General features: G+C 75.0%; 20 protein-coding genes. 11 read left to right on the plus strand and 9 right to left on the minus strand.

What is annotated here, in order from left to right:
• The first annotated feature begins 106 nt into the window (after positions 1–106).
• The 4 genes from ACIBPC_RS10595 to ACIBPC_RS10610 are packed head-to-tail and all read left to right on the plus strand — an operon-like array spanning position 107 to position 2,989.
• Entirely contained in the window at positions 107–763 is a 657-nt protein-coding gene (locus tag ACIBPC_RS10595) for a HemK2/MTQ2 family protein methyltransferase (protein WP_398842782.1), read from the plus strand.
• On the plus strand, positions 738–1,001 hold the full coding sequence (locus tag ACIBPC_RS10600) for a CDGSH iron-sulfur domain-containing protein (protein WP_362960956.1): 264 nt from the start codon (positions 738–740) through the stop codon (positions 999–1,001). The genes ACIBPC_RS10595 and ACIBPC_RS10600 overlap by 26 nt, the downstream gene beginning before the upstream one ends.
• 46 nt (positions 1,002–1,047) lie before the next feature.
• Positions 1,048–1,953 carry a helix-turn-helix domain-containing protein gene (locus ACIBPC_RS10605; protein WP_398842785.1) on the plus strand — a complete coding sequence of 302 codons (906 nt, stop codon included), beginning with the start codon at positions 1,048–1,050 and terminating at the stop codon, positions 1,951–1,953.
• Positions 1,943–2,989, plus strand: coding sequence for an SDR family oxidoreductase (locus ACIBPC_RS10610; RefSeq protein ID WP_398842788.1), 1,047 nt, complete (start codon positions 1,943–1,945; stop codon positions 2,987–2,989). Before ACIBPC_RS10605 ends, ACIBPC_RS10610 begins: the two co-directional genes overlap by 11 nt.
• A 12-nt stretch (positions 2,990–3,001) precedes the next feature.
• Here ACIBPC_RS10610 and ACIBPC_RS10615 read toward each other — a convergent pair whose 3' ends face one another.
• The 3 genes from ACIBPC_RS10615 to ACIBPC_RS10625 all read right to left on the minus strand — a co-directional run bounded on the left by ACIBPC_RS10615 (position 3,002) and on the right by ACIBPC_RS10625 (position 5,837).
• Positions 3,002–3,976 carry an iron-containing redox enzyme family protein gene (locus tag ACIBPC_RS10615; protein WP_362960948.1) on the minus strand — a complete coding sequence of 325 codons (975 nt, stop codon included), beginning with the start codon at positions 3,974–3,976 and terminating at the stop codon, positions 3,002–3,004.
• Positions 3,977–4,088: 112 nt separating this feature from the next.
• The gene (locus tag ACIBPC_RS10620; RefSeq protein WP_398843043.1) at positions 4,089–5,222 is read right to left on the minus strand and encodes a MarP family serine protease; all 1,134 of its coding nucleotides are present in this window, start codon (positions 5,220–5,222) and stop codon (positions 4,089–4,091) included.
• A 201-nt stretch (positions 5,223–5,423) separates the two neighbouring features.
• Complete coding sequence (locus ACIBPC_RS10625; RefSeq protein WP_398842791.1) at positions 5,424–5,837, minus strand: DoxX family membrane protein; 414 nt, start codon at positions 5,835–5,837, stop codon at positions 5,424–5,426.
• 334 nt (positions 5,838–6,171) lie between these two features.
• Between ACIBPC_RS10625 and ACIBPC_RS10630 the strand changes: the two genes are divergently transcribed.
• Positions 6,172–7,065 carry a SigB/SigF/SigG family RNA polymerase sigma factor gene (locus ACIBPC_RS10630; RefSeq protein WP_398842792.1) on the plus strand — a complete coding sequence of 298 codons (894 nt, stop codon included), beginning with the start codon at positions 6,172–6,174 and terminating at the stop codon, positions 7,063–7,065.
• A 187-nt stretch (positions 7,066–7,252) separates the two neighbouring features.
• A complete protein-coding gene (locus ACIBPC_RS10635) occupies positions 7,253–8,110 on the plus strand; it encodes an aldo/keto reductase (RefSeq protein ID WP_398842794.1) in 858 nt (285 codons plus the stop codon).
• Positions 8,111–8,291: 181 nt separating this feature from the next.
• Here ACIBPC_RS10635 and ACIBPC_RS10640 read toward each other — a convergent pair whose 3' ends face one another.
• From ACIBPC_RS10640 to ACIBPC_RS10655, 4 genes are all read right to left on the minus strand, one after another.
• Positions 8,292–8,705: a DUF3224 domain-containing protein gene (locus ACIBPC_RS10640; RefSeq protein WP_362960936.1), complete on the minus strand. Its 414-nt coding sequence runs from the start codon at positions 8,703–8,705 to the stop codon at positions 8,292–8,294.
• Between the two features lie 31 nt (positions 8,706–8,736).
• Positions 8,737–9,924: an MFS transporter gene (locus tag ACIBPC_RS10645; protein WP_398842798.1), complete on the minus strand. Its 1,188-nt coding sequence runs from the start codon at positions 9,922–9,924 to the stop codon at positions 8,737–8,739.
• A gap of 553 nt (positions 9,925–10,477) precedes the next feature.
• Entirely contained in the window at positions 10,478–11,887 is a 1,410-nt protein-coding gene (gene lpdA / locus ACIBPC_RS10650) for a dihydrolipoyl dehydrogenase (RefSeq protein ID WP_362960930.1), read from the minus strand.
• A 132-nt stretch (positions 11,888–12,019) separates the two neighbouring features.
• Positions 12,020–13,015 carry an Lrp/AsnC family transcriptional regulator gene (locus ACIBPC_RS10655; RefSeq protein WP_398842800.1) on the minus strand — a complete coding sequence of 332 codons (996 nt, stop codon included), beginning with the start codon at positions 13,013–13,015 and terminating at the stop codon, positions 12,020–12,022.
• An 86-nt stretch (positions 13,016–13,101) separates the two neighbouring features.
• Between ACIBPC_RS10655 and ACIBPC_RS10660 the strand changes: the two genes are divergently transcribed.
• Positions 13,102–14,628 (plus strand): MFS transporter, encoded by a 1,527-nt coding sequence (locus ACIBPC_RS10660; protein ID WP_398842802.1) that lies wholly within the window; start codon positions 13,102–13,104, stop codon positions 14,626–14,628.
• A 619-nt stretch (positions 14,629–15,247) separates the two neighbouring features.
• Here the strand turns inward: ACIBPC_RS10660 and ACIBPC_RS10665 are convergent.
• Positions 15,248–16,405, minus strand: coding sequence for a rod shape-determining protein (locus ACIBPC_RS10665; RefSeq protein WP_398842804.1), 1,158 nt, complete (start codon positions 16,403–16,405; stop codon positions 15,248–15,250).
• Positions 16,406–16,713: 308 nt separating this feature from the next.
• On the opposite strand from ACIBPC_RS10665, the gene ACIBPC_RS10670 reads away from it, so the two are divergent.
• The 3 genes from ACIBPC_RS10670 (at position 16,714) to ACIBPC_RS10680 (ending at position 20,344) form a co-directional block, all read left to right on the plus strand.
• Positions 16,714–16,953 carry a DUF397 domain-containing protein gene (locus ACIBPC_RS10670; protein WP_362960918.1) on the plus strand — a complete coding sequence of 80 codons (240 nt, stop codon included), beginning with the start codon at positions 16,714–16,716 and terminating at the stop codon, positions 16,951–16,953.
• A gap of 134 nt (positions 16,954–17,087) precedes the next feature.
• Entirely contained in the window at positions 17,088–17,468 is a 381-nt protein-coding gene (locus tag ACIBPC_RS10675; RefSeq protein ID WP_398842807.1) for a hypothetical protein, read from the plus strand.
• Positions 17,465–20,344, plus strand: coding sequence for a tetratricopeptide repeat protein (locus tag ACIBPC_RS10680; protein WP_398842809.1), 2,880 nt, complete (start codon positions 17,465–17,467; stop codon positions 20,342–20,344). The genes ACIBPC_RS10675 and ACIBPC_RS10680 overlap by 4 nt, the downstream gene beginning before the upstream one ends.
• A 6-nt stretch (positions 20,345–20,350) precedes the next feature.
• Here ACIBPC_RS10680 and ACIBPC_RS10685 read toward each other — a convergent pair whose 3' ends face one another.
• Positions 20,351–21,280, minus strand: a complete 930-nt coding sequence (locus ACIBPC_RS10685; RefSeq protein ID WP_398842812.1) for a DUF3048 domain-containing protein — start codon at positions 21,278–21,280, stop codon at positions 20,351–20,353.
• Positions 21,281–21,406: 126 nt separating this feature from the next.
• Between ACIBPC_RS10685 and rpmG the strand changes: the two genes are divergently transcribed.
• Complete coding sequence (rpmG, locus tag ACIBPC_RS10690) at positions 21,407–21,571, plus strand: 50S ribosomal protein L33 (protein ID WP_398842815.1); 165 nt, start codon at positions 21,407–21,409, stop codon at positions 21,569–21,571.
• The last annotated feature ends 13 nt before the right edge of the window (positions 21,572–21,584 follow it).

The following is a 21,584-nucleotide window of genomic DNA, read 5'->3' on the forward strand; positions in this document are numbered from 1 at the left end:
CGTGACATTACATCCGGCGCGGTGAACGGGAGATGGCCGTCCGCGCCCCGCCCGGTGAGGGGCGGCGGCATGCTTCGGACCTCCGGCCCCGGGTACCCGGCGCGACGTGCTCTTCGTCAAACCCCCCGGGGTCTACCGCCCGCAGGACGACACGTCCCTGCTGCTCGAAGCGCTGGTCAGGGAGCCCCTGGCGACCGGCGCGCACGTCCTCGACGTGGGCACGGGGTCGGGCGCCCTCGCGCTGGCCGCCGCGCGCCTCGGCTCGGCGCGGGTCACCGCCGTCGACGCCTCGCGCCGCGCGGTCCTCACCGCCCGGCTCAACGCGCTGCTGGCGCGCCGGCGCGTACGCGTGCACCGGGGCGACCTGTTCGCGCCGGTGACCGGCCGCACGTTCGACCTCGTGCTCGCCAACCCGCCGTACGTCCCCTCGCCGCACCCCCGGCTGCCGCGGAGCGGCCCGGCGCGCGCCTGGGACGCGGGCCGGGACGGGCGCGCGATCCTCGACCGGATCTGCCACTCCGTGCCGCCGCTGCTGCGTCCCGGCGGCGTGGTGCTGATCGTGCACTCGGGGCTGTCCGACCCGGAGCGTACGGCCGGGGTGCTGGAGTCGTCGGGCCTGCGGGCCGAGATCACGGAGCGGCGGCGCGTGCCGTTCGGCCCGGTCATGCGGGAACGCGCGGCGTGGCTGCGCGCGCAGGGCCTGCTGCTGCCGGGCGAGGACCGGGAGGAGCTGGCCGTTGTCCGCGCCGAACGCGTCGCCTGAGCCGCCGTCGCCCGAGCCCGCCGTGCCGCCGCGCCCCGCGCGCCGCGTCTCCCTCGAACCCGGCGGTCCCGTCCTGGTGGAAGGGCCGGTCGAGTACGTCGCCGAGGACGGCTCGGTGGTCCGCTCGGACCGGCCCGTGGTGGCGCTGTGCGCCTGCCGCCGCAGCAGGATGTTCCCCTTCTGCGACACGAGCCACCGCCGCCGCAGCCGCGGCGGTGCCACGCGGGGAGAGGGGTAGCGGCGGGGACAGGACGGGCGCGGCGGCCCGTGGTTGTGTGGACGGCATGCACCACGGCTCCCGTCCCGGCCCCCGCCCCGGCAGCGAACTCGGCGACTGGCTCCGCACCCTCCGCGAGCGCCTGCGCCCCGCCGACGTGGGCCTGACGCCGGGGGAGCGGCGCCGCGTGCCCGGCCTGCGCCGCGAGGAGGTCGCCCACCTCGCCGGGATCAGCACCGAGTACTACCTGCGCCTCGAACGGGGCCGCGACCGTCGCCCGTCCGCGCAGGTCGTCGACAGCCTCGCCCGCGCGCTGCTGCTCACCGAGGACGAGGAACGCCACCTGCGCCGCCTCGCCGCACCGCGCCCCGGCCCGCGCCACCGGCCGGAGGGCCAGGGCGGGGCGGCCCCCGGGACCGCCGCGCTGATCGACCAGTGGACCACCACCCCCGCGCTCGTCCAGGGCCCGTCCATGGAGACCCTCGCCGCCAACCCGGCGGCGGTCGCCCTGAACCCCTGCTTCAAGCCCGGCGGGAACTCCCTGAAGGCCGTCTTCACCGAGCCGGGGATGCGCCGCTTCTACCGCGACTGGGACGCCGTCACCGCCAAGGCCGTCGCCTACCTGCGGTCGCTCACCGGGCCCGAGTCGCACCACGACCCGGCGCTCGTCGCCCTCATCGGCGAACTCAGCCTGCACAGCGAGCGCTTCAGGACCCTCTGGGCGCGCAAGGACGTCCGCCGCGCGACCCGGGGCGTCAGCCTCATGCGGCACCCGCTCGTCGGCGACCTCGACCTGCGCTTCCAGAAGTTCTCCCTGCCCGGGACCGGCGGCCAGACGCTCGTCACCTACCACGCCGACCCCGGCAGCACCTCGTACGAACGGCTGCTCCTGCTCGCGGGCCTCCCCGGCCCCCGCGCCCCGCGGCCCCGCCCCGCACACGGCAACAGAAGGGAATCCGCCCATGAGCGGTGAGACCGTCCTCGTCACCGGCGGGACCGGCTTCCTCGCCACCCGCTGCGTCGCCCAGGCACTCCAGGCCGGGTACCGCGTGCGCACCACGGTCCGCGACCCGGGGAAGGAACGGCGGGTGCGCGCCGCGGTGACCGCCGCCGGTGTGCCGGAGGACGCGCCGCTGACCGTGGCCGTCGCCGACCTCACCCGCGACGACGGCTGGGCCGCCGCCACCGCGGGCTGCGCGTACGTCCTGCACGTCGCCTCGCCCCTCCCGGCCGGGCGCCCCGACCACGAGGACGACGTGATCGTCCCGGCCCGCGAGGGCACCCTGCGGGTCCTGCGGGCGGCGCGCGACGCCGGGGTGGAGCGGACGGTGGTCACCTCCTCGTTCGCCGCCGTCGGGTACGGGCATCCGCCGACCGGCCGGCGCTTCACGGAGGAGGACTGGACCGACACGTCGGCGCCCGTCGGCGCGTACATCAAGTCGAAGACGCTGGCCGAGCGCGCCGCCTGGGACTTCGTGGACCGCGAGGGCGGCGGGATGACGCTGAGCGCCGTCAACCCGGTGGGAATCTTCGGGCCCGTCCTCGGCCCCTGGCTGTCGGCCTCGGTCGGCCTGGTGAAGTCGCTGCTGGACGGCGCGCTGCCGGGGACCCCGCGGATCGCCTTCGCCGTCGTGGACAGCCGGGACGCCGCCGACCTCCACCTCAGGGCCATGACGCGCCCCGAGGCGGCGGGGGAGCGCTTCCTCGCCGCGTCGGGCGACGCCCAGTCGCTGCACGGCATCGCCCTCGTCCTGCGGGAACGGCTCGGTCCCGCCGCCGACCGGGTGCCGACGCGGGTCCTGCCCGACTGGCTTGTCCGGGCCCTGGCGCTGGTCAGGCCCGAGCTGCGGGAGACGACCGCCAACCTGGGGAAGGTCCGCAGGCTGGACGCGGGCAAGGCGCGGCGGGTCCTCGGCTGGGAGCCGCGCCCGAGCGGGGACACGCTCGCCGACACCGCCACGAGCCTCGCCGACCACGGCCTCCTCGCACCCCGCCGCCGCAAGCGGTGACCCGGCTCTGGGTCAGGGCGTGCGCAGCGCGGTGCGTCCCGCGCGCCAGGGGGTGACCAGGGAGGCCGCGAGCCGGTCCTCCAGCAGCCCCGTCGCCTCGACGCCGAACACGACGTCGTCCGTCAGCTCCGGCTCGTCCTCCAGCAGCCCGCCGACCACCTCGTGGCGCATCACCTGCTCGTGCACCGCGTCCGCCTCCACGTGCTCGGCGTAGAAGTGGATCGCCGCCGGGCCGGCGCCCATCCGCTCCATGGCCTGCGTCATGCGGCGCGACGCGGGCGACGAGGTGATCTCGACCGTCGCGTAGTGGCCCACGAGGGCGCCGCGCAGCGCGCGGTGCAGCCCGAACAGCGACATGAGGTTGACCGTCGCCAGCAGTTCGGCCGTGCCCTCCTCCACGTAGTGCCCGTACGCCGGGTCGAGCCCGAGGTCGGCCATCAGGCCGGCCCAGAGCCGCTGGTGCATCCGGTCGGCGCGCCCGGCGCCGTACTCGTCGTACTCGACGGCCACGAGACCGGCCTTCGCGCGCCCGGTCAGGTGCGGAATGCCGTACGCGTGCGGGTCGCCCTCCTTCAGGTGGTAGAGCGACCGCAGCGCCGCGTACTCCCGCAGGTGCCACAGCTCGCCCTCGTCCTTCAGGAAGCCGCTGACGCCGCTGCTCTCGACGGGCTCGACCAGCAGGTCGTCCAGCGTGGCCCGCAGGTCCGTGTGGCCGGGGACCTCCGCGCGCAGGCCCGCGAGGAAGCACCGCTCCAGCGCGCCGCGCAGCCGCAGCACCTCGGGGTGCCACTCCCAGGCGTCGGCGACGCCGTCGAAGCCCCGGTAGTGCAGCTCGTAGGCGACGAACAGCGCCAGCTGGACGTCGTCGCCGAACGGGTCGGCGTCGCCCGCGTCCCCGGGCAGCACCACCGTGTCGCGCTCCGGGTCCTGGCCGAGTGCCCCGATCAGCGTGGCCGACAGCTCCCCGCGTGCCGCTGGCAGTTTCATCCCGGGGCTCCTCTCCCATGGCACGTCGTGCGCGCGCGCCACACGACGGTGGCCGTACGGCCTGACCGGGTACCCCGCCCCCACCGGGACGAACCGGACGGCTCGCATCGACTCACATGTAGCCGCGTATCTGGTCCGCCGTGAGGACATAGCCGGTGTCGCTGTCCGTCACCGAACGGGCGAACACCATCCCGTACACCTCGCCCTCGGTGGTGAGGAGGGGGCCGCCCGAGTTCCCGGGCCGGACGAGGGAGCGGATCGTGTAGATGTCCCGGGTGACCATGCTGTCGCCGTGGATGTCCTGGCCACGGGCGCTGGTCCGCCCGGCGACGGTCGCGGCCCGCAGGTCGAGCCCGCCGTTCTGCGGGTAGCCGGCGACCACGGCGGGGTCGCCCCGGTCGGCGTCCCCGGCCAGCGCCACGGTCGGCGCGCCGAGCCCCGGCACGTCGAGCACCGCGACGTCCACGTCGTCGTCCGCCAGGACCACGCTCGCGTCCAGCCGCTCCCCGACCCCGCCGACCTGGACGACGACGGCGTCCGCGCCGTCGACCACGTGCGCGTTGGTCATCACCCGGCCGTCCGCGAAGACGAAGCCGCTGCCCTCCTGGCCCGAGCCGAGCCCGGACGCGGCGGTGATCTTCACGGTCGAGTCGCGCGCGGCGGCGACGGCGGCGTCCGTCACGTTGTCGCCCGACGGCTCGGGCACCTGGGCGGTCGGCGCGTTGGCGAACGGGTCGAAGACCTGGGGGAACCCGGCGTCCGTCAGCGCGCCGGTCGCGCGGCTGAACCAGGTCGGCGCCCGGTCCGGCATGCGGTCCTGCACGGCGCCGAGGACGCGTGAGCCCTGCACCTCGCGGTTCAGCCCGGCCGAGGGCGTGGGCAGCAGCGCGCTGGCGGCGATCCAGGCGACGAGCAGCAGCGCCACCGCGTTGAACACCGCGCCGCCGACCCCGTCGAGCCACCGCGTCGGCGCCCGGCGCACGCCCTGCCGCAGCCGCAGGGCCAGCGGCCAGGTGACGGCCTGGCCGATGGCCGCGGGTATGAGGACGACGAGCAGTGCCACCGTCGTCGCCCCGACCGACCCGGGCGTCAGCGGCTCGATCGCGAACGGCAGCAGCCACACGCCGATCACCGCGCCGCCGACGAACCCCGCCAGCGAGATCACCCCCGCGACGAAGCCCCGCTGGTACCCCGACACCCCGGCGAGCACCGCACCCAGGATCAGCACCACGTCGAGCACGTTCACCGCGCTCACCCCCCTTCTTCCCGCCGTCCGCGCCGGTCTCCCGGCCTCCTCGTCTCCCCCTCTACCCGCTGGCGACCTCCGCCTCTCCCACCCGGCGGAGCCGCCCTCGTCCAGGCAACGGGGGGCCGCCGACCGTGGTTCCCCGCCCGCCGTCACCCGTTCGGATGAAAGAACGACGGACGAACGCGCGTCCCGTGCGGCTCAGCCGAAGAGCGGCTTGGTCCAGGTCAGCCCCACGTCGTCGCCCGCGACGGCGAACAGCCCCGCCATCGCCAGCGCCGCGCCCGCCAGCGCCATGTCTTTCTGAAAGTGCAGCATGTCGTTCGCCCGCGCACCCGGGTCGGAGACCGTCCAGAAGTTGTGCATCACCAGCGCGGTCGGCACCAGGAAGACCACCAGCAGCAGGGCGCCCAGGTCGGGCCAGACCCCCAGCAGCAGGCTCAGCGAGCCGACGAGCAGCAGCACGCCCGAGCCGAGGACGGCGAGCCGCGGCGAGGGGAGGCCCTTGCCCGCCGCGTAGGCGGCCAGGGGCCCGCTGCGCGTCAGGTGGTTGAACGCGGAGAGGAGGAAGAGGAGGGCGAAGACGATCCGCCCGATCAGTACCAGCACGTCCATGCGCGGACCTCCGGCGGAATGCGGCACCACCCGGGCCGCACCCGGGCCGCTTCGCAGTGGCGACGGTTCTTCACCGAGTGTGCCGCCACCCCCAAAACCGGGCAACTTGGACACCTCCATCGGAGTTTCACCCCGGGCGCGGCGGGCACGCGGAGGGGGTGACAGGACAAGGTGTGTCAAAGGCGACAATCCCCCGCGCTCGCCGGGGCCACCGGAGGCCGGACGCCCGCTGACCGGGTGCTCCTCCCCACCGGCCTCCCGCGGTGACCGGCCCTCGCGGCGGCTGCACACCGACAGCACACCCACCCCCAGCAGTCCACAGCGGAGAGAAGTCATGGGAACAACGGCAGTCACGCCGACACGCCCCAGGCGCCACCCGCACGATGACGCCCCCGACACCACCGGCCGCTTCGAACGGCTCGCCACTCTTCCGGACGGCGCGGAGCGCAGCAGGCTCCGCCAGGAAGTGGTGTGCGCCTGGATGCCGATGGCCGACCGCCTCGCCCGCCGGTTCAGGGACCGCGGCGAGAGCCTGGAGGACCTGGAGCAGGTCGCGGCCCTCGGCCTGGTCAAGGCCGTCGACCGGTACGACCCCCACCGCGGCAAGGCGTTCGAGAGCTACGCCGTCCCGACGATCGTCGGCGAGGTCAAGCGCCACTTCCGCGACCACCTGTGGGGCGTGCACGTGCCCCGCCGCACCCAGGAACTGCGCAACCAGGTGCGGGCCGCCCGCCAGGAGCTGGACTGCCGCGTGGACGACCACGCCCCGGCCGTCCGCGAACTGGCCGAGCACTGCGACCTCACCGAGGACGAGGTGCGGGACGGGCTCGCCGCGCTCGGCGGCTTCAGCCCGCTGTCGCTCGACGCGGACATCACGCGCGACGGCGAGGGCTACGCGCTGGGCGACACCCTCGGCGACGCCGACCCGGGCTACGAGCAGGTCCTCTACCGGGAGATGGTCCGCCCGCGCCTCAGCGGCCTGTCCGAGCGCGACCGGCGGATCCTCTACCTGCGCTTCTTCGAGGAGCGCACGCAGAGCGAGATCGCCGACCGGCTCGGCATCTCCCAGATGCACGTCTCACGGCTGCTGAGCCGCATCTGCGAGCGGCTGCACGACGAGATCGAGGCAGACACAGCCGACACGGCCGACACGGCCGACGCCACCGACGCAGCCGACGCGCCGGAACACCCCGCTCCGAACGGGCGGGACAAGGCACCGCGGCCGTGACCGAGCGGACCAGCCGGCGCCTGAGGACGCCGGTCGGCGGCCGGTCGCGGAGTGCTCGGCCCTGCTGCTCGACGACGTCCTCCGGCACGCTCGTCGCCCCCTGCCGCTGGGCCGGCCGGAGGAGAACGCCGAGTGCAGCAGTCACCGACGAGGCATAGGGCGAACCGCCGAGGAACGGAGCGCACGCATGACCACGCTGGACGAGACCTTCACGCTGTCCAACGGCGTCGAGATCCCCAAGCTGGGACTCGGCACCTGGTTCATCGACGACGACCAGGTGGCCGACGCGGTCCGTGCAGCCGTGGGGATCGGCTACCGCAACATCGACACCGCCCAGGCGTACGGCAACGAGCGCGGCGTCGGCGAGGGCGTACGCACCGCCGGCGTGCCTCGCGACGACCTGTTCGTCTCGACCAAACTCGCCGCGGAGATCAAGGACTACGACAAGGCGGCCGAGGCGATCGACGGGTCACTGGAGCAACTCGGGATCGGCCACATCGACCTGATGCTCATCCACAGCCCGCAGCCCTGGGACGACTTCCGCGGCGGCGACTACGCCGAGGGCAACCGCGCGGCATGGCGCGCGCTCGAAGAGGCGCATCAGGCCGGCAGGATCCGCTCCATCGGCGTCTCCAACTTCCGGCAGCGGGACCTGGACAACATCCTCCAGGGCGCGACCGTCGTGCCGCAGGTGAACCAGCTGCTGGTCCACGCCGGCAACACCCCCTCGGCACTCCTGGACTACTGCGCGGACAAGCAGATCCTCGTCGAGGCGTACTCCCCGATCGCACACGGAGCGATCCTGCGGAACGCCGAGGTCAGGTCGATGGCGGAGAAGTACGGCGTGTCCGTCGCGCAGCTGTGCATCCGCTACACCCTCCAGCTGGGGATGGTGCCGCTGCCCAAGACGGCGAACCCCGAGCACATGCGCGCCAACGCAGAGGTGGACTTCGAGATCTCCGGCGACGACATGGAGGCCCTGCGGGATCTGCGCGATGTGGACTACGGGGAACACAGCGCGTTCCCCGTCTACAGCGGCAAGTGACGCCGGGCGGGCGATGTGCACGTGGGTCGGCCGGTGGTGCCGACCCACGTGCACACCTCACGGCAGCGTCACGTCCATGTCGCGCGGAGCGTGCCCGGCGCGGACTCACCGGCGTCGGGCGGCCGTGCCCGCCGGCGCCCCGTACACCGCGGATCGTCCGCGCGGCCGTCAGCCGCGGCGCTCAGGCCAGCTCGTAGTCGAACCGGACGCGGTGCGTCCCGTCCGCGTCGACGTCGAGCGAGCCCCCGCCGGACATCCCGGCCAGCTCCCCGGTGCCGCTGCCGGGCACGACGGTGAAGAAGTCCGTCCGGCCCGCGCCGTCCGCCATCGACTTCGAGTGGACGAAGCAGAAGGTGCCCCGCCGGTCGTGCAGCGTGCCGTCGAAGGACTCCATGGCGAGGTACGTCCCGTTCCCCGCCGCCTCGTCGAAGGCGGACGTGAACAGGGTGGTCGAACGGCCCGCGACCTCGCCCTCGAACAGCTTCTCCATCGTCGCCAGCCCCACCGGCACCCCGGTGGCGACAGCCTCGCCCACCGGCTCCGGCGGCTCCGCCGGGACGAAGGCGGTCACTGTGAACGTTCCGATCGCTTCCATGCCCCCGACCGTATCGAGGGGGTCTGACAATTCACAGCCGAGCCTCCACCGGCAGCCGCTTCGGCTCCGCCGCGCGACGGCCCGCCCAGGCCAGTCCGGCCGTCACGGCCACCACGACGAGCGGCACGGCGAAGCCGCCCCGCGCGCCCCCCGCCCCGTCGACGAGCCGCCCGACCGCCGCCGCGGCGACGGCGATCCCCGCCGCGCTCGCGGAGTTCGTCCAGGTGAAGGCCTGGGTCAGCACCGACCGGTCCACGGTCCTCGCCACCAGCGTCGAGGAGACGATCACGCACGGCGCGACGCACGCGCCGGGCAGCAGCAGCGCCAGACAGAGCTGCCACGGGCTCCCGGCCAGCAGCGGCAGCAGCGACGTGCAGGCCAGGAGGGTGAGGATCAGCGGCAGCCGCGCGGCGGGCACGGCGTCCCGCTGCCACCGCCCGTACGCCAGACCGGCCAGCAGGCTCGCCGCGCTCATCACGCCGTACAGGAGCCCGGCGGCCGACGCGGCGCCGTGGGCGTCGGCGAAGGCGCTCACCGAGACCTGTGTCGAGCCGAAGAAGACGCCGAGGGCCAGGTTGACCGCCAGCAGGACGGCGAAGTCCCGGGTCCACAGGCCCCCCGCGCCATGGGCGGCGCCAGCCGTACGGTCACCCGCGGGGCGCGCGGCGGGCACCGGGGCCGTACGCCGCAGCGCCGCGAGGACCAGCCCCGCGCCGACGACGAGCGCCCCCGCCGCCGCCGTGCCCGCCGCCGGGTGGACCCGCGTCGCCGCGAGCACGGCGAGCGCCGGGCCGACGAGGAACGCGACCTCGTTGGCCAGCGTCTCCAGCGCGAACGCCGGGGTCAGCTCCGGCCTGCCGTGCAGCAGGGCCGACCAGCGGGCCGCGCTGAGCGCCCCGAACTGCGGGACGGTCGCCCCGGCGGCGAGCCCCGCCGCCACCAGCGCCGCCCCCGGCGCGCCCGCCAGGACGAGCGCGACCAGCGCGGCGAGCGCCCCGGCGTGCGCGCACAGCAGGGGCACGAGGACCCGCGGCTGGCCGTACCGGTCGAGGAGGCGGGCCGTCTGCGGGCCCACCACGGTCTCCGCCACGGCGAACGCGCCGGTGACGAGCCCGGCGGCGCCGAACGACCCGGTCTCCCCGTGCACCAGCCAGACGATGCCGAGGCCGGACATGGCCACCCCGACCCGGCCGGGCGCGGCCGCCAGGAAGAAGGCCATGGCCCCTGGCGTCCGCAGGGCCGAACGGTAGGAGACGGTCCCCGCCCGGGGGACGCGTGGGGAACTGCGGAACCTGTGACGCGTGGTCACGGTGGAACCTTCCACTGCGCGGTGGGACGGCCCGGGGGCGCCCCGCCCGTCACGGGCGGTGCCCCGGCCGCCAGGAGTCGTCCAGGTGACGCGGACGGGACGGCTCACGCGGCCCTCGTCGGCGGCGGCTCCAGCGCCGGCAGAGATGTCGAGTACGAGATCGGATCGGGCCAGGCGAAGTCACCGGCCGCCGACGACCCTAACCCCCGCACCCCCCACGGCGGAAGCCGCACCGGAACGACCCGCCCCCGACTCGAAGCGGAAGCGGGCCGTCCGCAGCGGACGCTTCACCGTCGCCTGCCTCCCCCGTGCCGAAGAACTCGCGGACGGAATGCGGGAGGCCGGGGCCGTCTCCGGGCCGTGCGACGGCGGCCCCGGGCGACCGGCAGCGGCCGGTGACAACCGGAACGGCCCGCTCCGACGCTGGTCGGTGGCGGGCCGTCCGAAGTGTGTCAGGCGGTGGTCACATGTTGATCATGTGGCCCGAGAGGCCGTGAACGGCCTCCTTCACGGCCTCGCCCAGCGTCGGGTGCGCGTGGACGTTGCGCGCGATCTCGTGCACCGTCAGGTCCCACTGCTGCGCCAGCGTCAGCTCCGGCAGCAGCTCGGTGACCTCGGGGCCGATCAGGTGCGCGCCGAGCAGCTCGCCGTACGTGTCGTCGCTGATCACCTTCACGAAGCCGGTCGCCTGGCCGAGGCCGTGCGCCTTGCCGTTCGCGGTGAAGGGGAACTTGACGGTCTTCACGTTGTAGCCGCGCTCGCGCGCCTGCTCCTCGGTGAAGCCGAAGCTGGCGATCTGCGGCTGGCAGTAGGTGGCGCGCGGGATCATCGGGTAGTTGAGCGGCATGGTCTCCGCGCCCGCGATCGTCTCGGCCGCGACGATGCCCATCGACTCGGCCGCGTGCGCCAGCATCAGCTTCGCCGTGACGTCGCCGATGGCGAAGATGTGCGGCACGTTCGTGCGCATCCAGTCGTCCACCGCGATCGCGCCGCGCTCGGTCAGCTCCACACCGGTCGCTTCCAGCCCGTAACCGGTCACGCGCGGGGCGAAACCGATCGCCTGGAGCACCTTGTCGGCCTCCAGGACCTGCTGCTCGCCCTTGGCGTTGGTGACCGTGACGCGCACCGGCGCGTTCGGGTCCGCGTCGTCGATGCCGTCCACCCGCGTCGAGGTCAGCACCTCGATGCCGAGCTTGCGGTACTGGCGCGCCAGCTCCTTCGAGACCTCGGCGTCCTCCAGCGGCACCATCCGGTCGAGGAACTCGACGATCGTGACCTTCACGCCGTAGTTGTGCAGCACGTACGCGAACTCGACGCCGATCGCGCCCGCGCCCGCGATGATGATGCTGCCCGGCAGGTCCTCGGTGAGGATCTGCTCCTCGTACGTCACCACGCGGTCGCTCAGGGACGTGCCCGGCAGCAGCCGCGTCGTCGCACCCGCCGCGATGATGCAGTGGTCGAACGTCACGGTCTCGCTGCCGCCGCCGCTCAGCGCGACCTGCAGCGTGTTCGGGTCGGTGAACGTGCCCCGCCCGTCGTACTCCGTGATGCTGTTCTTCTTCATCAGGTAGTGGACGCCCGCGACCCGGCCCTCCGCGACCTTGCGGCTGCGCTTGTACGCCTCGCCGTAGTCGAAGCTGACCGTCCCCTCGACGCGCATGCCGAACGTCTTGGCCTCGTGCTGCACGATGTGGGCCAGCTCGGCGTTGCGCAGCAGCGCCTTGGAAGGGATGCACCCGACGTTCAGGCACACACCGCCCCAGTACTTCTCCTCGATGACAGCGGTCCGCAGCCCCAGCTGGGTGGCACGGACGGCCGCGGTGTAGCCGCCGGGGCCGGCGCCCAGGACGACGACGTCGTAGTGCGTGGCCATGAAACTCTCACGCCTTCTCTCACGCTCTTGCGGTGGACTGGGCCGGATCCCGGGCTCACCGATCTCCTGCCCACCTCCATGACACCACGCGCCGCGCGGACCGTACGGCGCGGCCCTGCGGCAACAGGCCCCTCAGGCACGGGTCGCGGGGCCCCCGCCGTTGGGCGTGATGCCCTTGAACGTCCGCACCAGCGGCAGCGTCTCCACGCGCTCCACCCCCGACAGCGCGGCCACCCGTGTCGTCAGGTACCGGTACAGCGCGGCCATGTCCGGGCACAGCACGGACGCGAACAGGTTCGTCGGCCCCGTCGTCGCCGCCGCGTACGCCACCTCCGGGTGCGCCGCCAGTGCCCGGCCGGTCTCCTCCAGGCGCGCGGGCGGCACGGACAGCATCATCAGCACGTGCGACCTGATGCCGAACATGCGGTGGTCGTACTCCACGTCCGTGTACACCGATCCCCCCGCCATCAGCTCCCCCAGACGGCGCCGCACCGTGCTCTGCGACCACCCGGTGACCGACGCCAGGTCCGCGAGCGGCGCGCGCCCGTCTTCCCCGAGGGCGGCGACCAACCGCAGATCCCCGTCATCCGCCCGTACGGGCCCCGCGCCCCGCCGCCGCCCTGTGGGCGTCCCACTCAGCTCGGCGGCCTGCGCGGCGTTCAGTGCCCCCGACTTGTTGACCAGGCTCATCGGGCCGCCGAAGAACGTGTGCAGCGTGCTGAGCACTGTCACGTCCGTCACCTGCCGCGTCCTGGGCAGCTGCTCCAGCAGCGTCGGCGCCCGCGACCCTTCCGGACCCTCCGCCGGTATGAGCGCCGCGAAGTTGATCTCGGTGCCCCCGGACAGCGCGTGCACCCACATCGTGTCCGGTCGCCGCGCCAGCACCCGCCCCAGGTCGTCCGCCGCTCCCGGCGCGCACCGCAGCCGCACGATCCAGCCGCTGTCACCGCGCGCGCCCACCCGCCACAGGCCCACGACGCGCAGCAGCCCCGCCGTACGCAGCCGCGTGTACCGGCGCGCCACCGTCTGGTCCGACACCCCCAGGACCCGGGCGATACGGGAGAACGGCGCCCGCCCGTCCAGCTGGAGGGCGTGCACCACCTGGCGGTCGATGTCGTCGTATTCCACCACGCCGAGCCTACGACGTGTCGGACTGCGCCGTTTCCCCCCGCCTGGCTGGGACGCGGGGGACACCGCCCCGCACTCTTGGCGGCATGTCTGCACCGTCCGCACCAACAGCGCCGGAAGCACAGCCCGGCGCACGCCCCGGCAAGTGGTGGCCCCTGGCCGCGATCTGCCTGGGCAACTTCATGCTCCTGATAGACGTCACCATCGTCGTCACCGCCCTGCCCTCCATGGCTCGCGACCTCGACGCGGGATTCTCCGACCTCCAGTGGGTCATGGACCTGTACGCCCTCGCCCTCGCCGCCCTGGTGATGGTCGCGGGCACGGCCGGCGACCTGCTGGGCCGCCGCCGCGTGTACGTGCTGGGGCTCGCCGCCTTCGCCCTCGCCTCGCTCATCAGCGGCCTCGCGCCGAACGTCGGCGTGCTGATCGCGGCCCGCGCCGTCCAGGGCGCCGCCGCCGCGGCGATGCTGGCCACCAACACCCCGCTGCTCGCCGCCGCCTACGCGGGCCGGGACCGGGCGTTCGCGTTCGGCATCTGGGGGGCGGTCAGCGGCGCCGCCAGCGCGCTGGGCGTCCTGCTCGGCGGCGTCCTCACCGACTACCTGGACTGGCGCTGGATCTTCTACGTCAACCTGCCGGTCTGCGCGGTCGCCCTGCTGATCACCCTGCGCACGGTCACCGAGTCCCGCGGCTCCGCGTCCCGTATCGACTGGCCGGGCACCGTCACGTTCACCCTCTCCGCCGCCGCCCTGACGTACGGCCTGATTGTGGGCGGCGAGGACGGCTGGGGCGACGGCGGGGCCGTCACCGCGTTCGCCGTGTCCGCCGTCGCGCTGGTCCTGTTCCTGCTGGTGGAACGCCGCACGGGCGAGCCGCTGCTCGACCTGCGGCTGCTGCGCAGGCCGTCGTTCGCCGCGCTGATGGGCGCGGCCGTGGTGCTGACGGGCGCGGCGTTCGCGCACTACACGTACACGATGCTGTGGCTCCAGTCGGTGCAGGGGCTCAGCCCGATAGAGGCGGGCCTCGCGGTCGCGCCGATGGCGCTGACGTCGTTCGTCTTCGCGGGCGCGGGCGGGCGTTTCCTGCACAGGCTGCCCGCCTGGGTGGCGGTGAGCAGCGGACTCGCGCTGATCGGCGTGGGCCTGCTGACGCAGACGGCGATCGACGCGGGCTCGGACTGGAAGGTCCTGCTGCCGGGACTGATCGTCACGGGCCTGGGCGTGGGCGTGGCGATCCCGGTGCTGGTCGCGGCGGCGCTGGCCGCGGCGCCCCCGGAGCGCGCGGGTATGGCGAGCGGCGCGGTGAACACGTTCCGCCAGCTGGGCTTCGCGCTCGGCGTCGCGGTGCTCGGCACGATCTTCAGCGGGCGTGTCCGCGACGTCCTCACCGGCGCGGGTCTTTCGCCGTCGGCGGCGAACGCGATCAGCGGCGGCGCGCCGTTCGGGAGCGATCCTGGGCTGGTGCAGGAGGCGTACGCGTCGGCGCTGGAGCGCGTGTACCTGACGGCGGGGCTCGCGGCCCTGGTCGCGGCCGTCCTGGTCGCGGCGGTGGCCCGCCGCCCGGCAAGGACACCGGCCACGGCCCCGGCCCCCAGCCCGGCACCCGTGCACTGACCCGGGCCCCTGGCGCGGGACGGCCAGGACCCGCCGGTCTCCCGGCGGGTCCCGGCCGCGCGGTCCGGCGAGTTCGTGCCGGAGGCGCCCGGCCACGGCTTGCCCGATGGGCAGAACCGAGCAGCGCACACGGCCGGGTATGTCCGGGCGTGTGCGGCGTTCTGGGGAAGCGGGGCATGGGGGCAACGCGCGCAGGGGCGGGAACGCACCGTTCCCGCCCCTGCGATCCGGGGCGGGGAAATCCGGAGGACGCACTTGCCGCTCACCCCGTCGGGGGCACCGCTTTCCCCTGGGTACCTCCCGGGTGTGCGGGGCTGCCTGGGGGAGCGCTTCCGGGGAACGGCGGTCCTTTCCCCTTTGTCACTGCGGCGAGGCGCATCGTTCCGGCTGGGGACCCGCTGGTGCGGCGCGTCGAGTGCGCCGGGGTGGGCGCGTGCGCTTGGGGCACCGCGTGTGCGCCGCTCTCCGGGGCTCGTACGGGCAGGTGGGGCAGCGGACGCGCGTTCCGCGCGCGTCCGGCCTGGACCTGCGTCGTGCCCGGGACGCCGGGCGCACACAGCGCCGCCGCCCGTCCCACGGGGGGACGGGCGGCGGCGGCAGTGTGCGTCGGGCCGGTGCGTCAGACCGTCGCCGAGGCCTCGTGCTGCTCCCGGTCCGCCTGCTCGTCCGCGCCCGCCTCGGCCGCCGCCGCGCCCGACGTCCGCGACGCCGCCGGTACGCGCCCGGAGTGCCGGCCGCGGCGGCGCGACCCCTGCGTGGGCTCGGGCAGCGGCACCAGCCGGGGCCGCACCCGCCCCTCCAGCAGCGCCCCGAGCCCCTGGACCGCGCACAGCCCCGGCTCGTCCGCGACCTGGACGGGCATGCCGGTGTTGTCGCGGATGATCGCGTCGAGCCCGGGGAGGCCCGCCGCGCCGCCCGTGAGCATGACGCCGCGTTCGGCCAGGTCGGCCACCAGGTCGGGCGGGCAGCGGTGCAGTACGGCCCTGATCGTGTCGAGCAGCGCCGTCAGCGGCGGCATCACGGCGGCCCGCAGGCTGCGCGGATCGACGCGCACGGTCCGCGCGAGGCCGGTCGCGACATCGCGCCCCGCCACCTCCGCCAGGCCCTGCGCCGGGTCGCCGAGCGCCTCGTGCAGCGGGCGGACGGCCAGCGAGGGCAGCATCAGCTCGTGCTCGTTGCGCAGGTGCTGGAGCAGCGCGCGGTCGACCGTCTCGCCGCCCATCGGGACCTTGTCCGCCGCCACGATCGAGCCGAGCGACAGCACCGCGATCTCGGTCGTCGCCGCCCCGACCTGGACGATCATCGTCGCCTCGGGCTCCTCCACCGGCAGGCCGCAGCCGATCCCGGCCGTGATCAGGCTGTCCACCAGCTCCACGCGCCGCGCCCCGACCCCGACCAGCGTCTCCAGGGCGGCCCGGCGCGCCAGCGGGTCGGCGTCGTGCGGGATGCAGACGGCGGCTCGCAGCAGCGGGTTGCGCCGCCAGGCGCGGCGCAGCTTGGTGCCGACCATGGCGCGCAGCATCCGCTGGGCCATGTCGATGTCCACGACGGTGCCGCCGATGATCGGCTTGACGACGCGGATCGTGGCCGGGGTGCGGCCCGCCATCCGCTCGGCGGGGGTGCCGACGGCGATCAGGGCGCCGGTCTTCGTGTTGACGGCGACGATGGAGGGCTCGTCGACGACCAGACCGGAGTTCTTCAGGTAGATGCGGGTACGGGCGGCACCGAGATCCGCGGCCACCGAGCAGCGCCGCAGATGATCATGGCTGAGGGTCATACGGTCATGCTGTGTGACCGCGTCGCGGTACGCCCGCTGTGCTGCGCCGACCGGAGGAGACGGCCCGCCGGCCCGCCATCAGGCGTCAACTCCCCGTCAGGCCAAGGGGAAAGCCAACGCGAGAACGTGACGCTCCGTCGCCGTCGCGCCCGCCCGCCCCCGTTGGATGACTGTTGAATTGACAAGGACACGCCCGCCATCCTCCTCGTCCGGCACATGGTCTGCTCATAGGATCGGCGGCGAGGCATGTGCTCGGCCGCCCATGCCACGGCGCGGCCCGGGCGAAGCGGCGAGGGGGACTGCTGCCCATGCGGGGGACGCACGGCGCCGGCCGGACGGGCTGGCTCAGGTCGAGCTACAGCAACGCGGACGGGGGCAACTGCGTCGAGGTCGCCGCACTCCGCCGCGCCGGCTGCCCGGGGGCGGTGCCGGTGCGCGACAGCAAGCTGCCGTACGGCCCCGCGCTGGCGTTCGCCCCCGCCACCTGGGGCGCGTTCGTCCTCCACCTGGGCCGCCGCCACGGCCGCCCGGCGGCCAGGCAGCGCTGACCGCGGGACGCCCGCATCCGGGGCGGATCCGCGGGAACTGGTGGCAGCGCGGCGGAGTCCCTGATATCGGTGGACCTTCATCGAAGTTGCGCTGCCGGACGGGTGGTTGGGGGCTGGTGCGGATGTCGCGCGCGATGCGGTGGCTCGTGATGGTCGGCGGCACGGTCGGTGTCTTCTGCCTCGGCCTCGCCGTCTGCTGGGCCGACCCGCTCGGCGTCCTGCCCGAGGACGCGGGCAACAGGCTCGGCGTCGCCACGGCCGCGAGCGGCGCGGCCTCGGCGGCCGTCGCCGTACCGCTCGCCTGGTGGGCGGGGCGCGAGACACCCCCGCCCGCCACCGGACGGCGCGTGCGCCAGCGCGCGACCGCCAGGGGCCGCGCGAAGCTCACCCAGACCGCCGGCCCCGCCGCCGACGTCGACCAGCGCGCCACCGCACGCGGCCACGCCCGGCTCCACCAGTCGGGCGCCGACCAGGGCGCCGACCAGGACCCCGGCACGCCGGGGACCGGCGCGTGACCGGCCGCGGGGCGCCCCCGCCCGGCCAGGGGGACCACACGAGGCAGGACGGCAGGGCCAGCGGCGACGCCCAGCTCAACCAGGCCGCCGGGGACCAGCGCTTCACCTACGTCCTCGGCAACCAGTACGTCGGCGACGGCGCGCCGGAGGACACCGGCTCCCGGCTGGCCTGGCCCGTGCGCCTCGGCACCGTGCCGCCCCCGGCCACCGCGTTCCAGGACCGCACGGGCGTCCGCGAACGGATCGGCCGGGCGCACGCCGGCGGCGGGACCGTCGTCCTCACACAGGTGCTGTCCGGCGGCGGCGGTGTCGGCAAGACGCAGCTCGCCGCCCGGCACGCGCACGAGGCCCAGCGCAACGGGACCGACCTCGTCGTCTGGATCGACGCCTCCGAGACGGCGCAGGTCGTCAACGCGTACGCGCGGGCCACCCACCGCCTCGGCCTGCCCCGCGAGGACGGCCAGGACGCGGAGACCGACGCCCGCGTCTTCCTCGACTGGCTCGCCGGGACACGGCAGTCGTGGCTGGTCGTCCTGGACGACGTCACCGACCCCGAGAGCATGTCCGGCTGGTGGCCGCCCACCCCGTCCACCGGCAACGGCCGCGTCGTCGCGACGACCCGCCGCCGCGACGCGATCCTCTCCGGCGGCGGACGCACCCTGATCGACATCGACACCTACACCCCCGACGAGGCCGTCGCCTACCTGCGCGACCGCCTCGCCCAGGCCGGTGAGCCGCACCTGCTCGACGACGCGGCCGCCGCCCTGGCCGAGGACCTCGGCCGCCTCCCCCTCGCGCTGGCGCACGCCGCCGCCTACATGGTCAACCAGGGCACGACCAGCCGTCAGTACCGCGCGCTGCTCGCCGACAGCCGCCGCAGGATCGACGGCCTCATGGCCCCGGGCGGCGACGGCTACCACCGGCAGGTCGCCTCCGGCCTGCTCCTGTCCCTGGACGCGGCGGACCGCGAGGAACCGGCCGGGCTCGCCGTCCCCGTCCTGCGGCTCGCCGCCCACCTCGACCCCGCCGGGCACCCGCGCGGCGTCTGGGGGAGCGAGCCGGTCACCCGCCACCTCACCGCGTACCGCGGCGGCGCCCCCGTCACCCCCGCCGAGGCGCTGGCCGCCGTACGGGTCCTGCACCGCTACGGGATGCTCACCGACCAGCCCACCGACGGCCCCCGCGCCATCCGCATCCACGCCCTCACCGCCCGCGCCGTCCGCGAGACGACCCCGCCCGACGTCCTCGCCGACACGGCGGAGGCACTCGCCGAGGCCCTGTGCGCGATCTGGCCCCGCGAACACCACCTCGACCCGGCGCTCTCCGCCGTGCTGCGCTCCAACACGGACGTCCTCCACCAGCACGCGGGCGAGACGCTGTGGAGCGAGGCGGGCGGCGGCCACCTCGTGCTCTTCCAGTCGGGCAACAGCCTGCACGACGCCGGGCTCCACGCCGCCGCCGTCAGGTACTGGACGCCGCTCGCCGCCACCGCCGTACGCCTCCTCGGCCCCGACCACCCCGACACGCTCACGATCCGCAGCAACCTGGCGATCTCCTCCCGCGACGCGGGCCGCCAGGCGGAGGCCATCGCCCTGGCGGAGCAGGTGACGGCCGACCGCGAACGTCTCTTCGGCCCCGACTCCCCGCAGGTCTTCACGTCACGCTCGGTGCTCGCCATCTGCTACCGCAGGGCCGGGCGCCACGAGGACGCCATCCGGCTGCACACGGAGGTCGTGGCCGGCCGGGAGCGCGTCCTCGGCCCCGACCACCCCGACACGCTCGGCAGCCGCGTCAGCCTCGGGTACACCTACTGGGACATGGGCCTGCTGGACGAGGCCATCGCCATCGAGGAGCAGGTGGCCGCCGACCGCGAGCGCCTCCTCGGCCCCGACGACCCCAACACCCTGACCATCCGCAGCAACCTGGCGATCTCCTACCGCGACGCGGGCCGCCAGGAGGAGGCCCTGCGCCTGATGGAGCAGGTCGTCGCCGACTCCGCCCGCGTCCTCGGCGACGACCACCCCGAGACGCTGGACGTCCGCAGCAGCCTGGCCGTCACGTACCGCCGCGCCGGGCGGCACGACGAGGCGGTCCGGCTGCACGAGGAGGTGGCGGCGGCGGGCGAGCGCGTCCTCGGCCCCGACCACCCGGACACCCTCGGGATGCGCGGCACCCTGGCGTTCACCTACTGGGCCGCGGGCCGCTTCGACGAGGCGATCGCCCTGGAGGAACGGGTCGCGGCCGACCGCGCGCGGATCATCGGCCCCGACCACCCCCACACCGTCACCACGCGCCACAACCTGGCGATCTCCTACCGCGACGCGGGCCGTCTGCCGGAGGCCGTGGCCCTCGCCGAGCAGGTGGTGGCCGACCGCGCGCGGATCCTCGGCCCCGACCACCGCGACACCCTCGCCAGCCGCGGCAGCCTGGGGATCGCCTACCGCAGGGCCGGGTGGTTCGACGAGTCCGTCCGCGTGCTCGCCGACGTGGCGGCCGACCACGAGCGCGTCCTCGGCCCCGACCACCCCGACACGCTGGGCGCCCGCAGCAGCCTCGCGCACACCCACTGGGCGGCGGGCCGCGCGGCCGAGGCGATCGTCATGGAGGAGCGGGTGGTGGCCGACCGCACGCGGGTCCTCGGCCCCGACCACGCCGAGACCTTCATCGCCCGGCACAACCTCGCCATCTCGTACCGGGACGCGGGGCGCCTCGCCGACGCGCTGGCCCTGATGCGCGCCATCGTCGCCGACCGGGAACGGGTCCTCGGGCCGGACGCCGCCGAGACGCGGCTCGCGGTGGACATCCTGCGCGGGTGGACCGGCGAGGAGCGGAAGGCGGGGCGGCGGCGGAGGCGCTGGTGGTGGCCGGGGCGGTGACGGGGCTCAGTCCGCGCCGTCGGCGGCGTCGAGCACGATCCACACCGGGCCGCGCGCGAAGCGCAGGGGCTCGCCGCCGGGGGTCGTGAACTCCGTGCCCGCGCCCTTCTCCGGCCGCGCCCACCGCCCCTCGTACGCCCTGCCGTCCCGCAGCACCACGGCGTCGCCCGAGCCGACGGTCTCGGTGTAGGGCGTCGGGTTGCCGTTCCCGTCGCGCAGCGCCGACTCGCGCACGGTCACGCGCTGCACGACGACGGTCGCCGGCCGCGCGTCCACGGCGTCGCCGTCGAGGGCGACGCGCCACCGCCCCTCGTCGGCCGACCAGCGGAACGTGAAGCGCGCTTGCGGGTACGCCACCTCGTACGTACGCGTCCGCTCGCCGCCGCGCTCAGGGGCGTCCCCGAAGCCGAGCCCGGTGTCGGCGGCGTCCGCCGTGTCCCCGACGGCCGCCAGCAGCCGGTCGGGCCGCAGGTAGAGGTTGTGCGGCGACGCGCGGCGCCCGTCCCGCTCGTACGCGCCGGGCGCGGCGCCGGGGGGCGCGGCGATGACGCCCGCGCGCCGGATGCGCGTGGCCACCGCCTCGTGGGCGCCCGAGTAGGCGAAGACCGGTTCGCCGAGCTGCGCGAGCAGTTCGAGGTCCGACTCCCGGGCGCTGCGCACCGGGCCGACGCGGTCGGGCAGCGTGCCCGACCAGACGCCCACGAGGCGGCTCATCCCGCCCTCGACCTCCTCCGCCCAGACGAGGTCGGCGCTGCCGAGGCCGGTCTGCGGGCGGGCACCGGGCGCGTTGTCGATCTTGACGGCGAGGACGGGCCCCGGGTCGCCGCCGCGCTCGCCGGTGAACGGGGACGTCCGCCCGCCGCCGCCCCCGCCCCCGCCGCAGGCGGGCAGCGCGAGCAGGACGAGCACCGCTGTCATACGGATCTGTGTGCGCACGGGACGTCCCTCCTGCCGTTCACGGCCCCCCAGTGCACCACATAACGGGACAGAACCGGCGTGAGGCTCCGGCCCTCCCTCCGATCGCCAGATGAAAATGATTCCCGTCTCCGTATACTGGCCCGCATGAACCGACACGGCACGCGACCGGTCGTCCGGAGGGGAAGCACCGCCGGGACCGGGTACTCGTACGCGGCCCGCACGACCAGAAGACACGACCCCGACCGCCTTGAGCTGCGGAAACACGACCCGGTCGCCCGCCGCCACGTCGTCTTCCGCGAAGAGCGCTGACCCCCCGCCGACG

The sequence above is a fragment of the Streptomyces sp. NPDC049879 genome (assembly GCF_044461265.1).
Lineage (GTDB): Bacteria > Actinomycetota > Actinomycetes > Streptomycetales > Streptomycetaceae > Streptomyces.